The sequence below is a fragment of the Shewanella sp. BJSY2023SW001 genome (assembly GCF_047314685.1).
Taxonomy (GTDB): Bacteria; Pseudomonadota; Gammaproteobacteria; order Enterobacterales; family Shewanellaceae; genus Shewanella; species Shewanella indica.
In genome coordinates this window covers 35,850-50,835 of record NZ_JBKORF010000052.1, presented here as the reverse complement: position 1 = coordinate 50,835, position 14,986 = coordinate 35,850, and the positions used below count along the sequence as shown (strand labels likewise).

At 53.3% G+C, this 14,986-nt stretch carries 16 protein-coding genes and 1 riboswitch; of the genes, 11 read left to right on the top strand and 5 right to left on the bottom strand.

Going from position 1 to position 14,986, the window contains the following annotated elements; translation table 11 throughout:
* Window positions 1-52 precede the first annotated feature (52 nt).
* Window positions 53-577, top strand: a complete 525-nt coding sequence (locus ACMHXH_RS12070) for a helix-turn-helix transcriptional regulator (RefSeq protein WP_039034606.1) — start codon at window positions 53-55, stop codon at window positions 575-577.
* A 394-nt stretch (window positions 578-971) separates the two neighbouring features.
* On the opposite strand, the gene ACMHXH_RS12065 is transcribed toward ACMHXH_RS12070, so the two are convergent.
* Window positions 972-1,895 (bottom strand): YeiH family protein, encoded by a 924-nt coding sequence (locus ACMHXH_RS12065; protein WP_071476329.1) that lies wholly within the window; start codon window positions 1,893-1,895, stop codon window positions 972-974.
* A 227-nt stretch (window positions 1,896-2,122) separates the two neighbouring features.
* Window positions 2,123-2,677 (bottom strand): hypothetical protein, encoded by a 555-nt coding sequence (locus ACMHXH_RS12060; protein WP_039034607.1) that lies wholly within the window; start codon window positions 2,675-2,677, stop codon window positions 2,123-2,125.
* 146 nt (window positions 2,678-2,823) lie between these two features.
* On the opposite strand from ACMHXH_RS12060, the gene ACMHXH_RS12055 reads away from it, so the two are divergent.
* Complete coding sequence (locus tag ACMHXH_RS12055; RefSeq protein ID WP_335911652.1) at window positions 2,824-4,362, top strand: DUF3612 domain-containing protein; 1,539 nt, start codon at window positions 2,824-2,826, stop codon at window positions 4,360-4,362.
* A gap of 102 nt (window positions 4,363-4,464) precedes the next feature.
* On the opposite strand, the gene ACMHXH_RS12050 is transcribed toward ACMHXH_RS12055, so the two are convergent.
* From ACMHXH_RS12050 to ACMHXH_RS12040, 3 genes are all read right to left on the bottom strand, one after another.
* A complete protein-coding gene (locus tag ACMHXH_RS12050) occupies window positions 4,465-4,782 on the bottom strand; it encodes a hypothetical protein (RefSeq protein ID WP_319619115.1) in 318 nt (105 codons plus the stop codon).
* A gap of 151 nt (window positions 4,783-4,933) precedes the next feature.
* Window positions 4,934-6,844 (bottom strand): methyl-accepting chemotaxis protein, encoded by a 1,911-nt coding sequence (locus tag ACMHXH_RS12045; protein WP_335911654.1) that lies wholly within the window; start codon window positions 6,842-6,844, stop codon window positions 4,934-4,936.
* Window positions 6,845-7,118: 274 nt separating this feature from the next.
* Entirely contained in the window at window positions 7,119-8,768 is a 1,650-nt protein-coding gene (locus tag ACMHXH_RS12040) for an electron transfer flavoprotein-ubiquinone oxidoreductase (RefSeq protein WP_039034647.1), read from the bottom strand.
* A 232-nt stretch (window positions 8,769-9,000) separates the two neighbouring features.
* A riboswitch (molybdenum cofactor riboswitch) is annotated at window positions 9,001-9,136 on the top strand.
* Between ACMHXH_RS12040 and moaA the strand changes: the two genes are divergently transcribed.
* The 9 genes from moaA (at window position 9,124) to ACMHXH_RS11995 (ending at window position 14,941) form a co-directional block, all read left to right on the top strand.
* Window positions 9,124-10,104: a GTP 3',8-cyclase MoaA gene (gene moaA, locus ACMHXH_RS12035; RefSeq protein ID WP_039034610.1), complete on the top strand. Its 981-nt coding sequence runs from the start codon at window positions 9,124-9,126 to the stop codon at window positions 10,102-10,104. Its footprint overlaps the riboswitch before it by 13 nt.
* Before the next feature lie 70 nt (window positions 10,105-10,174).
* Window positions 10,175-10,705, top strand: coding sequence for a molybdenum cofactor biosynthesis protein B (moaB, locus tag ACMHXH_RS12030; RefSeq protein ID WP_335911656.1), 531 nt, complete (start codon window positions 10,175-10,177; stop codon window positions 10,703-10,705).
* Window positions 10,698-11,174 (top strand): cyclic pyranopterin monophosphate synthase MoaC, encoded by a 477-nt coding sequence (gene moaC / locus ACMHXH_RS12025; RefSeq protein WP_025889198.1) that lies wholly within the window; start codon window positions 10,698-10,700, stop codon window positions 11,172-11,174. The genes moaB and moaC overlap by 8 nt, the downstream gene beginning before the upstream one ends.
* Before the next feature lie 4 nt (window positions 11,175-11,178).
* Window positions 11,179-11,427: a molybdopterin synthase sulfur carrier subunit gene (gene moaD, locus ACMHXH_RS12020; RefSeq protein ID WP_025889200.1), complete on the top strand. Its 249-nt coding sequence runs from the start codon at window positions 11,179-11,181 to the stop codon at window positions 11,425-11,427.
* A 1-nt stretch (window position 11,428) separates the two neighbouring features.
* The gene (gene moaE, locus ACMHXH_RS12015) at window positions 11,429-11,887 is read left to right on the top strand and encodes a molybdopterin synthase catalytic subunit MoaE (protein WP_039034613.1); all 459 of its coding nucleotides are present in this window, start codon (window positions 11,429-11,431) and stop codon (window positions 11,885-11,887) included.
* 12 nt (window positions 11,888-11,899) lie between these two features.
* Entirely contained in the window at window positions 11,900-12,700 is an 801-nt protein-coding gene (gene modA / locus ACMHXH_RS12010) for a molybdate ABC transporter substrate-binding protein (RefSeq protein ID WP_039034614.1), read from the top strand.
* The gene (modB, locus tag ACMHXH_RS12005) at window positions 12,701-13,366 is read left to right on the top strand and encodes a molybdate ABC transporter permease subunit (protein WP_039034615.1); all 666 of its coding nucleotides are present in this window, start codon (window positions 12,701-12,703) and stop codon (window positions 13,364-13,366) included.
* Window positions 13,363-14,457: an ABC transporter ATP-binding protein gene (locus ACMHXH_RS12000; RefSeq protein ID WP_052248137.1), complete on the top strand. Its 1,095-nt coding sequence runs from the start codon at window positions 13,363-13,365 to the stop codon at window positions 14,455-14,457. Before modB ends, ACMHXH_RS12000 begins: the two co-directional genes overlap by 4 nt.
* Window positions 14,458-14,578: 121 nt before the next feature.
* Window positions 14,579-14,941 carry a YgiW/YdeI family stress tolerance OB fold protein gene (locus tag ACMHXH_RS11995; protein WP_039034616.1) on the top strand — a complete coding sequence of 121 codons (363 nt, stop codon included), beginning with the start codon at window positions 14,579-14,581 and terminating at the stop codon, window positions 14,939-14,941.
* The last annotated feature ends 45 nt before the right edge of the window (window positions 14,942-14,986 follow it).

Below are 14,986 nucleotides of genomic sequence, written 5' to 3'. Positions count from 1 at the left end.
TACCATAATTTAACTGTATGTTTTTGAAGGTTATTAGTCGGGAGTTGTGCCAATGAAGGATCTGGTGATGATAGGGCTGCTCAGTGTGATCATGACGCTGAATTTGCTGGATGTGTTGTCAGATATGCAGCTCGGAGTGCCGACTTATCATATAGTGCAGGAGAGCATTCTGGTGGCTCTTTCTGCCTGTGGTGCCTTGTATATCAGTTTTGATCTGATCCGCCGTAGCCGCGAGATGCAGCTACTCAAGTCAAAGTTGGCCAATGCCGACGCCAGGATCTGCAACATCTCCAGCCGAATGCAAGCCGCCCGCCAGGAATACACTCAGGCGGTACAGCAACAATTTGAACTCTGGTCGCTGACCCGCAGTGAGCAGGAAGTGGCTTTATTACTGTTGAAAGGCTTGAGTTTCAAGGAGATTGCCAGTGTTCGCAGTACCAAGGAGAAGACGGTGCGACAGCAGGCCTCGGCAATTTACGCCAAGGCGGATGTCGATGGCCGCCATACCTTCTGTGCCTGGTTTATGGAAGATTTTATTCAGCCCGTTGCTAGCACCGATGCTTCACAGGCGGCCTAAGACACAATTGGCATCTGTCGTTTTGAAAGCGGTTTTATCCGCGTTTATTGAAGCCAATCCAGTGGCTGCTGAGCGAGTAGGATTAGGCATTTCCCCGGCAACTTTTCTTATTGCTACCAGACTATCGCTGTCACAGAGAGCAGGTCTTCTGCCATAAAAAGGTATAAAAAATTTTTTCTTAGTGCTTTGGGTTCTTTATTATCGAGAATCGATATTGGCACCCAGGCTCCACAGACACCAATAATAGCGGCATTATTTAACTGTGGAGGTGGCGGTGAAGCCTGGCTATATCTTGCTGTTTCTCTTACTGGTGGTACTGGCATCGACCCAGACCCAAGGCTTGTTGCGGGCCCTGATTGAACTCAGCGCCTTCGCAGGCTTTTGTTACCTGTTTTCAACCCTGCCAGAGAATATAACCAAGAGACGAACTGCCGATAAACAGCCAGAGGATCACGCCGAGAAGTAAGGGCTTACTACCACTTTGCTGTAGTTTCCTGAAGGTGATACCGCAGCCAATCAGGAACAAACACACCACCAGGGCACGCTTTGCCAGCGCAAATAGCTCCTGATAGATAAATTGGCCTTGCGGCAACAAACTGGTGATGGCGATAGCCAGGCAGTAAAACAGAATAAATCCGGGAATATTGAGTTTACCCTTGCCACCAAATAACAAGGCGCTGATAGCCGCCAGAGGCACTATCCACAAGGCACGTGCCAGTTTGATGGTGGTTGCTGTCTTAAGTGCTTCTTCACCATAGGCGGACGCGGCGCCCACCACGGAAGAGGTGTCATGAATGGCGATGGCGCTCCAAACCCCGAAGTCATGTTGACTTAATTGCAGCAGATGACCTATCACGGGAAAAACGAACAGCGCAACCGAGTTGAGTACAAAGACGCAGGCCAGTGCAATGGCGGTTTGTTCGTTGCGGGCATTGATAGCCGGTGCCACAGCTGCGATGGCGCTGCCACCACAGATGGCGGTGCCACTGGCAATCAAGTGACCGACTCGCCTATCCAACCCCAAAACCCGAGTCAACGCCGTGCCCGCCAGCAGGGTCAGCAATATTGATCCCAGGATTAACGGCAAATTGCCTACAGAGGCGTCGATCGCCTGTTGCAGCGGAATGCCAAAACCCAGGCCGACAATGGAGATGGCCAGCAGTTTTTTGGTCAGTTTCCCCAGATCCCAGTCCGATGGCAACCAGCCGAGATTAGCCAGCACAAATCCCACCAAGAGTGCCAGAGGTGAGGAGATGGCGGGGTGTAGGCAGGCGAGGGCAAGCAGGCAAAACAGCCACTTTTTCTGCAGTTGGCTCATGGATAAGAGATAGTAAAATTCCGGGAGCGTTAGTATAAGTGAGGCAAAATGCTAGGAAAACTAAAATTAACTTAATATCCAGCGTAAGTTTTGCTGAATCTCTGACTAAAACAACAGGACCAGGGAAGCCAGTTCCCCGATCCTGAGTCGATGTTATTTCTAGCACAAGTTTGCTGTGTCTTTTGCTGTGTTTAATAAGGCCAAGTGCCTATGACATTCTTCGGCGCTTAGACTTGTGATGACAACTGATACTCATGACCATCTTTGGTGGTAAAGCGCTTGCAGCACTTATTGCTGCGTGGCTGACCGCCATCATTGTGCAACAGGCTAATCCACTCACGTTTGAGCCTGTTGTCCTGACAGCGGCCATCGATGAGACAGCGTTCCAGCTGAATGTCTTCAATGGCGGCGCAGTCGCGGCTGCCGACACAGCCTTGGCGGTCGAAACTTAGCTCCAGGTGACAGTCGCGATCATCCTTGAGCAATATGGCTTCTGGTTCGCTGCGGTGGCCGCTTAGGGCAACAAACTGTTGTGGCTGTTTGAGGCCACACTGGCTGCCATCGGCAAAGCAGGCCAAGAGATGCTGATAGTAGACCACATAGCAAACCACCTCGGCATGTGAGCCGTTTGCCAGTGGGAATAGCCGGTCAAGCAGTTGCTTGGCATTGGCCATCTTGTCGGCGATATGGCGTTCACCGAGTGCTTCCACGGCAAAGACGGCTTCGGCGATGAAAGGGTTGTGCTCTTGATTGATTTTTTGCTGCATAGTGGAGATGTTCATCGTCTCGCCCTCGTGTTTTGCTTTCCTTGACCAGATGGCACCTTTGCCTCATGGCCGGACAATTCCTGTGAATTGCTTAATTTGTAGGCTAGCGGTTTTTTGATTACAATTTCACAATAAAAATTTTACAGTGTGAATTTTACAAAATGCGCCAAGACCAAAGCCTGATCCGTAAGTCACATTTTCTGGGAACTAAAATAAGAAACCTCAGAAAACGCAATCACTTAACTATGGAAGACTTGTCGGCACGCTGTGTCAGGGTCGATCCTGAGTCGGCGCCGTCAGTGTCATACCTGTCGATGATCGAAAGGGGCAAGCGTGTTCCCAGTGCAGGTATGCTGGCGGTCATAGCTGCAGTTTTTCAAAAAGAGGTGAGTTGGTTTCTGGACGATGCGCCGGAGGAGCAAGCTATCACCCCGGACAAGGGGCGACGCGGTGGTGTCAGTGGTATGCCGCTGGAGCCCGGCTTCCTGTTTTCCAATGATATTCTGCAGATAGCCATTCCCGAGATGCTGTCACAGACGGGGATCAGCGGCCGCCAGTTTGCCCACTTATTGATCCGCGCCCATCAGGAACACCATCAAAACCATTTCCCCGATCTGGAACGGGCCGCCGAAGAGGTGGGTAAGAAGCGTCTGCCCTTGTCGGTAGAAGAGATGCTGGATCTCGCCGCGGCGCAGGGACTGAAGATCCAATGGTTCGCCCGGCCGGCAAAACAGCTGACGGATGCCCAGGGGATATGTACCGGAGAGTTGGTGACCTCTTACATGGAGCCGCCGGGAACGCTATTTCTCAACGAGATCCTCAAGTCTCAACCAACCAGGCTCAAGTACGATTTGGCGGTGCATATAGGTCACTGTGTGCTGCATAACCGCGATGGGCTGAGCAATGTGTTGACCGTGGGCCGCAGTGGTTTCAGTGAAACCGATCCCCAGATCCAGAGTTCGTCTCTCAATGCCCAAGATATACTCCAGGCCTGGCGTGGCTTTGAGGCCAGTTTCTTTGCCGGGGCCTTGCTCTGCCCCAAGGTGGCATTCAGACAACTGCTGGACAGATACGGCTACGAGATAGATGCTCACCGATTGGCGGGGGTTTCTCCCTCGGTAGCGATGCGGCGTATGACAGTGGTTTCACCTTATCCTCACTGGCACTACTTCGACGCCTATGCTCCGGGCAAGCTAAAAGCAGTGTATCGCGGCAATGGTATCCCGCTACCCTGGGGTAATATGCGGGCGGTGGCCGATCCTTGTCAGCACTGGGCGGTATTTCGGATGATCACCGAGCCCAAGGAAGGCAGTTCGGCGCAGATATCCATTCTGGATGTGGAGCAACAACCCAGGATCTATTGTTGTGAATCGGTCAAGGTCAAAGACTTGGCCGGCAATCACCATGTGCTTTGTGCCGGGATAGATCTCAATCCTGCCATTGAGGCCCAAGGGGAAGATGCCTTGTCACTGGCGCAAGATCTTAAACAGGCTTGTGTCGAGCAGGGCGGAGAAGGCGCCATTCCCAGAAAGATAAAACAGCAACTGCTGACAGTAGCGCGGATCCTCAATATCAATTGGGTCGAGCGTGGGATTACCGGCGATGCCAGATTGATCTGCTCCAGAGGTGCGGTTTGCCCAAGACGCCCAACCTGTTATGGCGAACAGTCTGAGGTGAGCTTTCCCTGGCCCAAACAATAACCTTGGAACACTAGCAGAACTTTGGGTTGATAAAACAGACCATAGATAACTTATATTCACCTATTGTCTGTTTTGAGTGACGCAGTTACTAACGGGTTTAGCTCACTCGAATATAGCCATTACAAAGCCAATAGTGAGTAAAATAGCCATAATAAGCCTAAGGATGCTCTGTTGTTTCTGATAACGAATAATCACAGGATCCTGGCTGTTGGCCAGAGTGCCAGACTCCAGCGATTGTTTGACTCTTATCGCTATATTTGATGAATTTTTTTCATCTGTTTGAGCCAGTTCAGGATACTGAACCCGTATATGTTTCAATAGCTGCTGCCAACGCCAAAGCTGCAAGACAAAGAAGAGTCCTGCCAGAATAAACATCAGCCAGGCGATATGTGACAGCGCCCATTCTATCTGTGGTTCCATAAATACTCTTTTATTAGCCGAAAGATAGTTGCGGCTATGTTATACCAATCAGCAGCAAGATTCAGGAGTTGCATGTGTACTCAAGGTTTTGCGGGAATGAGGTTCAGTATTCCCAACGGCAGTTGCAAGGCTGCCGTTGGGGAACCTGAGGCTAAACCTTGAAGCGGGCGACTAAGGTATCCAACCTGTAGGCCAGATTATTGAGCGCGTCACTGGCCGCGGCGGCAGCTTCGGCGGTCTGGGCTGTGCGCTGGGTTATCTCATTGATCTCACTGACGTTACGATTAATATCTTCCACTACAGTGGATTGCTCCTCTGTGGCTGCCGCCACTTGGATATTCATATCGCTTATCTGGGCAATTTGCCCCGAGATACCGCTGAGCGCCTGGCTGGCTTCATCCACGGCCTGAACGCCTTCATGGGATCGATTGCGACTCAGCTCCATGGCACTGACGGCTCTGGCGGCTGCGGCCTGCAGCTTATCTATCATTACCTGCACCTCATCGGTTGAGGCGGCAGTGCGGGAAGCCAGGTTGCGAACTTCATCGGCCACAACTGCAAAACCACGGCCGGCTTCGCCGGCCCGAGCCGCCTCAATGGCGGCATTCAGTGCCAGCAGGTTGGTTTGCTCTGAGATGGCACGGATCACATCCAGAATGCTGCCTATCGACTTGGTATGGGTTGCCAGTGATTCGATCACCTCGCCGACCTGAGCCACATCCTGCGACAACTGGTTAATGGTATTGCGGGCACGGGTCACCACCTGTTGGCCGGTGGCCGATTCGCCGTCGGCATCTTTGGCTGTTACCGCCGCCTGGGCCGCATTGGCGGCAATCTCGTTAACGGTTGCCCCCATTTCGTTGATGGCGGTCACCACCATCATGGTGCGGTCTTTCTGATCCTGGCTGTCGCTCATGGTCTGCTGGGCCTGCGCCGAGACGTCCTTGGCCGATAACCCCAACTGTTCGCTGGTGGCGGCCACTTCGACCACAGAGTCCTGTATTTTGGAGATAAAGCTGTTGAAGCCCTTGGCCAGTTGGGCTATTTCATCTTCACCCTCGACCGGCAGACGTTGGCGCAAGTCGCCTTCGCCTTCGCCTATGTCGCGGAACATTTCTGCCACCTTGCTGATGGGGCGGCTAACAGAGCCGGCCACTATCACAGCCAGGAAGATGAAGCCGGCGGCAATCAATGCTGTCCATAACAGAATCTGGTAGGCGGCCTCTTGCAACAGGGCAAAGATTTCCCCTTGAGGAACCTGGGCTACCAGATACCAATCCATTGATGGAATATAGCTACTGGCAACCAGCATGTCGGTACCATTAACTTTGGTTTCGAGCAGCTGGAAGTCGCTTTTATCAAGCAGCTTGCTAAGATTGCCTGGGTAGAGATCCTGCAGGCTGCGCTTGCCTGTCAGGCTCTTGTCCGGATGCAGTTGGATCTTGCCCTGATTGTCGGTGAGGAACACATAGCCGCTTTGCTCTATCTTGAAGGAGTTGAGCAGGCGCACCATATCGTCGAGTGACTTGGCCAGCCCCACCAGGCCGCGACCGTTGGGCTGTTGATAGTTAATGAAGAGTTTGACCTCGCCGTTGGCTTCGGTGAACACATTCAACATGCGTTCCTGGCGGCTGTCTCTGTAGTTGAAAAACCAGCTGTCCTGCTGTTGATTGAGGATCCGCAAAAAGCCGTCCTGGGTGTAATAGGCCGCTGTTTCCCGATCGGCATAGGAAGCTTGCGCCAAGTGATACTGGCGAGTCATGTCCTTGAGTTGTGAGATGACCAAAGGGAGTTCGGCTTCGGGGCGTCCCTGTTCCAACCAGTGCCTGAGCATTTGACTGTGGGCCAGTTGCTCGGCGCCATTCATCAGCGTGCTGATTTCCAGATCTAATTTATTGCGGATCTGTAGCATTAAGCTGGGCAGTTCGGAGTCGAGCATACGTTGTTCAACGACCTTACGGGCACTGCGTTGACTGAGAACACCGACTAAAATCGTCGACATCAGTACCGCCAGAGTCACTGTCAGTAGAATCTTTTGTTTGATGGTGAGTTTGAGTTTCATAGCGACCGCCTATCCATATCCTTATAGTGTGGACAACAGCATTAACTGATTTAACGTTAATTACACTTGAGCATAGTAATTAACGCATTGGCAGGGATTTCCCCGTAAGTCTTTGTAGAGTATAGGCAGGCCAGCTGTTTTATGGGGCTGGATCTTATTGTAGAACCGGGATTATGACCAAAAAGCCTTAATGTATCAATAGGTGCTAATATTGCTTTTGCGTAAATAAAAAACGCGTCTTAAAAGACGCGTTCTTATGGCTTACAGTCACTAATTACATATTGGGATAGTTAGGGCCACCACCCCCTTCGGGGGTCACCCAGGTGATGTTCTGGCTGGGGTCCTTGATGTCACAGGTCTTGCAGTGAATGCAGTTCTGGCTGTTGATCACAAACTTGGGTTGCCCCTCGTCTTCAACCACCTCATAGACACCCGCAGGGCAATAGCGCTGCGCCGGTTCATCGTATTTCACCAGGTTGACTGCAATAGGGACATTGGCATCTTTCAAGCGCAAATGGCAGGGTTGGTCTTCCTCGTGGAAGGTATTGGACAGATAAACTGAAGAGAGCTTGTCGAAGCTAAGCTTGCCGTCCGGCTTGGGGTAGTTAATCTTGCTGTAGGCACTGGCTTCAGCCATCTGGGCATAGTCGGGATGCTCGTCTCTCAGGGTCACAGGGAACTTGCCGCCAAACCAGTTTTGATCGATGTAGTTAAAGGCGCCCCCCAGGAAGGTGCCGAACTTGTGCATGGCCGGGCCGAAGTTACGGGAACGGTAAAGCTCATCAAAGAGCCAGCTCTGTTCCAGCCGCTCCTGGAAGCAGTCGAGATCTTTTCCGCCTTCAACTCCGGCGATAAGGCCTTCTGCCAGGGTCTCGGCCGCCAGCATACCGCTCTTGATGGCGGTGTGAGTGCCCTTGATCTTGGCGAAGTTGAGTGTCCCGGCATCACAACCTATTACCAGACCACCGGGGAAGCTCATCTTGGGCAGAGAGTTTAGTCCCCCCTTGGTGATGGCGCGGGCACCATAGCTCAAACGCTCGCCGCCGCTTAAGGTCTTGGCGATGACAGGGTGGGTCTTGTAGCGCTGAAACTCATCAAAGGGGCTCAGATGCGGGTTCTTGTAGTTGAGGTCGATGATCAGCCCCACGGCAACCTGGTTGTCTTCCATATGGTAGAGGAAACCGCCGCCGCTGGCGCCTTCCTGTAGCGGCCAGCCGCCACTGTGAACCACTTTACCTTGTTGGTGTTGTTCGGCCGGGATCTTCCAAATCTCTTTGAAGCCTATGCCGTAATGTTGTGGTGTCTTGCCGTTATCCAGGTGGAATTTTTCTATCAGCTGCTTGCCCAGATGGCCACGGCAGCCTTCGGCAAACACAGTATATTTGGCGTGTAGCTCCATACCCGGCATATAGCTGTCTTTGGGCTGGCCATCGGCGCCTATGCCCATGTCGCCGATCAATATTCCCTTGACGCTGCCGTCTTCATTGAGCAGCAATTCGCTGGCAGCAAAACCGGGGAATATCTCCACTCCCAGGCCTTCGGCTTGCTCGGCCATCCAGCGGCAGAGATTACCGACGCTGATAATATAGTTGCCATGATTGTGCATGGTCTTGGGTACCAGGCTGTTGGGCAGATGTTTGCCATCTTCGGCCGACTTGAGCAGATAGATTTCATCTTCTGTAACCTGGGTATGCAGGGGGGCTCCCAGTTCTTTCCAGTCACCGAAGAGTTCTTCCAATACGCTGGGTTCAAAGACGGCACCGGAGAGAATATGCGCGCCGACTTCAGAGCCTTTTTCGACCACACAGACACTGATCTCTTTGCCGCTGTCTTTGGAGATCTGCATCAAACGGCAAGCCGTAGCCAGTCCGGCGGGGCCTGCACCAACGATAACAACATCGAATTCCATTGATTCGCGTTCCATCATGTCACCTCTATCCTTCAAAGTCCCCCGATGTAAACGGGTGTTTTATTTTTATCCAGCTCCAACCTTACCTGAAAATCTATTCAGGGCACAGTATTTGATCGGAAAGCAGCCGTTAGTTTTGATGAAATTTATGAGTGAAGCTTGTCACAAAAAGTCCACGCAGATTTGAACCAGATCGGGAAATCCATTTTTAGGGGTATGGTTCACCCCCCTTTTCGTCCTATAATTGGCGCAGACGGTTCTCCGAGCTTTTGGTCCTACGTCAGTGAAGATATGGTCCTTTAGCCGTGGCAATTTTGCCACCGGGGTGAGTAAAGAAATGCTCTCACCTCCCTGACTTGGAAAGGTGATCATGTCCCAATTACAAGACAATTTTGGTCGAAGATTTCACTATTTGCGGATGTCAGTTACTGACGTCTGTAACTTCAAATGCAGTTACTGCCTGCCGGATGGTTATCGCCCGGAGGGCAAGCCCTCTTTTCTGACGCTCAGCGAGATTGAGAATCTGGTTGCTGCCTTTGCCAAAGTAGGTACCCGCAAGGTACGGATCACAGGTGGCGAGCCTACGCTGCGCAAAGACTTTACCGATATCATTCGCGCAGTTGCCGACAACAGCGAAATTCACACTATCGCCACTACCACCAATGGTTATAGGCTCGAGAAGCACGCCAAAGAGTGGTACGACGCCGGACTGAGGCGGATCAACGTGTCTGTGGACAGCCTGGACCCCAGGATGTTTTATCAGATCACCGGCGAGAACAAGTTCGATGAGGTCATGCGCGGTATAGATACGGCGCTGGAAGCCGGCTTTGAGCGGGTCAAGATCAACGCTGTGCTGCTCAAGGATCTCAACGACAAGGACCTGCCACGTTTCCTGCATTGGATCAAACATACCCCCATAGATCTGCGTTTCATCGAGCTGATGGAAACCGGTTTGGGTCACGACTACTTCAAGGCGCATCACCTGGCTGGAGCCGATATCAAGGCCAGACTCGAGGCCGAAGGTTGGCAGTATGATCAGCCCGCGGCCGAAGATGGCCCGGCGCAAAACTTCAGCCACCCTGATTATCGTGGCCGTATTGGGCTGATCATGCCTTATGCCAAAAACTTCTGCGCCAGCTGTAACAGGTTGCGGGTTTCTGCCAAGGGTAAGCTGCACCTGTGTCTGTTCACCGAACATGGTGTCGATCTTCGGGATCTGCTTCAGAGTCCTGAACAGCAGGATGAGTTGATTGCCCGTTTGCATCAGCAGTTGCAACAGAAGAAAGAGACTCACTATCTGCACCAAGGCATTACCGGTGTAACCCAACATCTGGCCTCTATCGGCGGTTGAGGGTGGCGCTCGTTTGGGCGCCAGATACTTATCATCGCCATCTCGGTAGCATTCAGCAGCAGGAACTGACATGGGACATTGCATTCATACCCATTTTGAGCCCTTGAATATCGCCATTCTTACCCTTTCAGACAGCCGGGAGCTGCAAACAGATACCTCAGGGCGTTTTCTGGTACAGGCACTGCAGGAGGCTGGGCATAACTTGGTCGAGCGTAAGCTATGCCCGGATGATAAATACCAGATGCGCGCTATCGTCAGCCAATGGATAGCCGCGGCCAATGTCCAGGTGATCATCACCACCGGCGGCACCGGCTTTAGCGGCAGAGACAACACCCCGGAGGCGCTGCGGCCGTTGTTTGATGCTGAAATAGAAGGCTTTGGTGAACTCTTTCGCCACATCACTTACACTGAGCTGGGCACTTCTACTGTGCAGTCGCGGGCATTTGCCGGTATCGCCAATCAAACGGCGTTGTTTTGTTTGCCCGGTTCCACCGACGCATGTCGTACGGCCTGGAACAAGATCCTCAAAGAGCAGCTGGATGCCCGGCACCGGCCCTGTAACTTCGTATCCAATTTGAAAAAGGTTGCTATAGATGACTAATGCCTTTACCCATATCAATGCCGACGGCAACGCCCATATGGTGGATGTGACCGAAAAGTCGATCACTGAACGCGAAGCCCGTGCCGAGGCTTATATTGAGATGTCAGCCGAGACGCTGCAGATGATCATGAGTGGCAGCCACCATAAGGGCGATGTGTTTGCCACTGCCAGAATCGCCGGCATTATGGCCGCGAAGAAAACCTCAGAGCTGATCCCTCTGTGCCATCCCTTGATGTTGACCAAGGTCGAGGTGGATCTGCAGGCCGAGCCGGAGCAAAACCGGGTCAGGATCACCAGCCTGTGTAAGCTGGCTGGCAAAACCGGGGTTGAAATGGAAGCCTTGACGGCGGCCTCGGTTGCGGCGCTGACTATCTACGATATGTGTAAAGCGGTGCAGAAAGATATGGTGATTACCCAGGTAAGACTGCTGGAGAAACGCGGCGGTAAATCCGGTCATTTTAAGGTGTAACGATATGATTAAAGTGCTGTTTTTTGCTCAAGTACGCGAATTATTGGGAACGGCTGCCATTGAAGTCGAGAGCCAGCCGGGTTTGACGGCCGAGGCGCTGCGTGCCCAACTGGCGGCCACAGACGACAAGTGGGCCAGAGTGATGGCGTCCGACAAGCTGTTGGTAGCCGTCAACCAAACTCTCAGCCCTTGGCATACAGAGATCAAAGCGGGTGATGAGGTGGCCTTCTTCCCACCGGTAACCGGAGGTTGAGATGCAAAGCGATCGTATTTTGGTACAAACCGCCGACTTTGATGTCCCGGCCGAATATGCCCGCATCGCCGCCGATAACAGCGATGGCGCCGTGGTGACCTTTGTCGGCAAGGTACGCGACTTCAACGATGGCAGTGCGGTTACCGACCTGACGCTGGAACACTATCCCGGGATGACAGAAGCCGTTTTGGGGCAAATCGCCACTCAAGCCCGTGAGCGCTGGCCGCTGAATCAGCTGACCATCATTCACCGGGTTGGCACTATGCATCTTGGCGAGCAGATAGTGTTTATCGGTGTCAGCAGTGCCCACCGCAAGGCGGCGTTTGCGGCTTGTGAGTTTCTCATCGATTTCCTCAAGACCAAGGCACCATTCTGGAAGCTGGAGGCCGGTGACAGTGGCCAACACTGGGTTGAGGCCCGCGATGCCGACGAGCAGGCCGCCAAGGCCTGGGAAAAGTAACCGGAGCGTTTGATGGTGCTATTGGAGCGATTGCTGAATTCGACGACCAAGGCCGTGCTGACCGCACTGGCGCTGCTCGGTCTGTGTCTGCCGGCTGCGGCGGCGCAAAGCGTTCATGTGGCTGCGGCGGCCAATATCAAGTTTGCCCTGGATGATATCGCCGAGCGCTATCAGCAACAGACAGGACGCCAACTCAAGATCTCCTACGGTTCTTCCGGTAACTTTGTAGCGCAGATAAAGCATGGTGCGCCGTTCGAGCTGTTTCTCTCGGCCGACGAGCGTTATGTCGAGGCGCTGGCTGACGCCGGCATCACCCGTGACAAGGGTGTGGTCTACGCTTACGGGCGCTTGGCACTGGTGGCTCCCAAGAATTCGCCACTGAAACTGGATCAAGAATTACTGGGGCTGCAACAAGCACTGGCCGCCGGGCAGATCAAGCGCTTTGCCATCGCCAACCCGGATCATGCTCCCTATGGCGAGCGCGCCCGTGCGTTGCTCAAGCAAAAGGGTTTGTGGCAGGAGTTGCAGGCCAACCTCATCTATGGCGAAAACGTTTCCCAGGCGGCGCAGTTTGCCTTGAGTGGCTCGACTCAAGGCGGCATAGTTGCCTTGTCGCTGGCGGTAGCACCGCAGTTTCAGGCGAGAGGTCGCTATCTGGCGTTGCCGGTAGATTCCCATGCCCCGCTGACCCAGCGGATGGTGCTGCTTGAGAAAGCCGGCGACGATGCCAAAGCCTTTTACGACTATCTGCAGGGGCCGGAAGCGCGACAAGTGTTCAGCGCCTATGGCTTTGCCCTGCCCGAGGGAAGCTGAATGGATTGGCAGTCGCTATGGCTCTCGGTCAAACTGGCTGCCATCAGTGTCTTGGTGCTCTTGCCGCTTGCCATCTTGTTGAGCCGCTTGCTGGCCTACCGTGAGTTTCGCGGTAAGTCCTGGATAGAAGCGCTGATCATGGTGCCCCTGGTGTTGCCACCTACGGTGATCGGTTATTACCTCTTGGTAGGGCTTGGCAGTGAAAGCTGGCTGGGCCTATGGCTACAGCAAACCTTGGGGGTGCAGCTGGTATTTCATTTCTCCGGCCTGGTGGTCGCCTCGGTACTGGTCAATATTCCCTTTGCGGTGCAGCCTATTCAAAGGGCTTTTGAAGCTATTCCACAGGATGTGCGTGATGCCTGCGCCTGTTGTGGCATGAGTCGCACCAAGCAGCTATTCAAGGTGGAGTTGCCCTTGGTATGGCCGGGGATCCTGACGGCCCTGGTGCTGTGTTTCTCCCATGTACTCGGCGAGTTTGGTGTCGTCCTGATGATGGGGGGCTCCATCGCGGGAGAGACCAAGACGATTTCCATCGCCATCTATGACAGTGTCCAGGCATTTGACTTCGCCTCGGCCGGTACTATGTCGCTGGTACTCTTGCTGTTTGCCATCACCACATTGGCATTGACCACAGGGTTGTCGCGGCGGCTCGGGAGATTGAAATGACTCCGACAGATCTGCATGTCAGCGTCCATCAAACCAAGGGGATCCCACTGCAGGCAGACTTTGTTTGCCGAGCCGGTGAAGTCCTGGCCGTGGTGGGGCCCTCCGGTGGCGGCAAGACCACGCTGCTGAGGATGATTGCCGGTCTCAATAAGCCGCAATCCGGCAGCATCCGCTATGGTGATAAACCCTGGTTTTCCGAGACGGTGAACCTGAGCCCACAGCAGCGCCATCTGGGGTTTGTGCCGCAACACTTTGGCCTGTTTCCCAATCTGAGTGCGGTCGACAATGTTATCGCCGGGCTTGACCATCTGCCCAAGGCCGAACGCCGGGCCAGGGCGCTGGATTGGCTGGAGCGGGTTAATCTGCAAGGTTTGCCGGATCGTTTGCCTGAGCAGTTGTCCGGTGGTCAGAGACAGAGAGTGGCACTGGCCAGAGCGCTGGCGCGTGAGCCTTCGGTATTGCTGCTGGATGAGCCTTTTTCTGCCGTCGATCGCGAAACCCGTGAGCGCCTGTATCTGGAGCTGGCACGACTTAAATCGCAGCTGCATATTCCGGTGATCATGGTGACCCATGATCTCAACGAAGCCTTGTTGCTGGCCGACCGCATGGTGCTTATCAGCCAAGGGCAGTTGCTGCAACAGGGTGTGCCCCATGAAGTGTTGGCTAAACCTCGTAACGAGGCGGTTGCCCGGCAGATGGGTCTTAGAAACCTGTTTGACTCCGAAGTGGTGGCCCTGGAGCAGGAGCGGCAACTCACCTGGCTCAAGTTTGGCGAGCAACTGATTGCCTGTGACTATGATGCGCGCCTGAATCCGGGAGATAAGGTGCGTTGGGTCGTGCCTAATCAAGGCGTCAGATTCAACTCCATCAGCCGTGGCCGCCTGTGCCGCAGCTTCAACAAACTCAATGTCAGGCTCGAATCCCTACTGGTGATGGGCGAGTCTGTGCGCTTGCTGGCAGTAATCGAAGGCGTGGATCAGACTCTCAGCGCCGAAGTGCCGTTACATCTGGCACGTAAGCTGGAGTTGGTTGCCGGTATGCAGACTGAAGTAGCCCTCAAATCCGAACAAATTCATATTCTCGAACACTGATAACGACGGTCTTTATGCCTGTTGTCGGTTAGATGATCAAAACTTAATTTAGCTTCAATCCTGAGTTCAAGCGCTGAAATCTATACTGCAGCCATTGAAACAACCTCAGGAGAGAAACAAGATGCAAAAGTTGGCATATTTACTGGTATTATCCTCACTCTGCAGTGGTGCTGCTCTTGCGGCCTATACCGGGCCGGGAGTCGAAAATCGGGTCATTACAGCGTCTCAGGTCGAGCAGGCCAAGGACGATACCCTGGTTGAGCTGACAGGTTACCTGGTGAAGAGTCTGGGCGACGAAACTTATCTGTTCCGTGATGATTCCGGCGAGGTTAAAGTCGAAATCGACCATAAGCTGTGGCGCAATATCAATGCCGATGTGAAAGAAAGCACTCTGGTGAAACTGACCGGCGAGGTTGACAAGGAGTGGAACGGCAATGAAGTTGAAATTGAAAGTATCACTTTGATTGGTGACACTGCGAAATGAATCTTGGCTTGTATGAGTAGCTGGCCTTCGGTGCCAGCGCTCGGA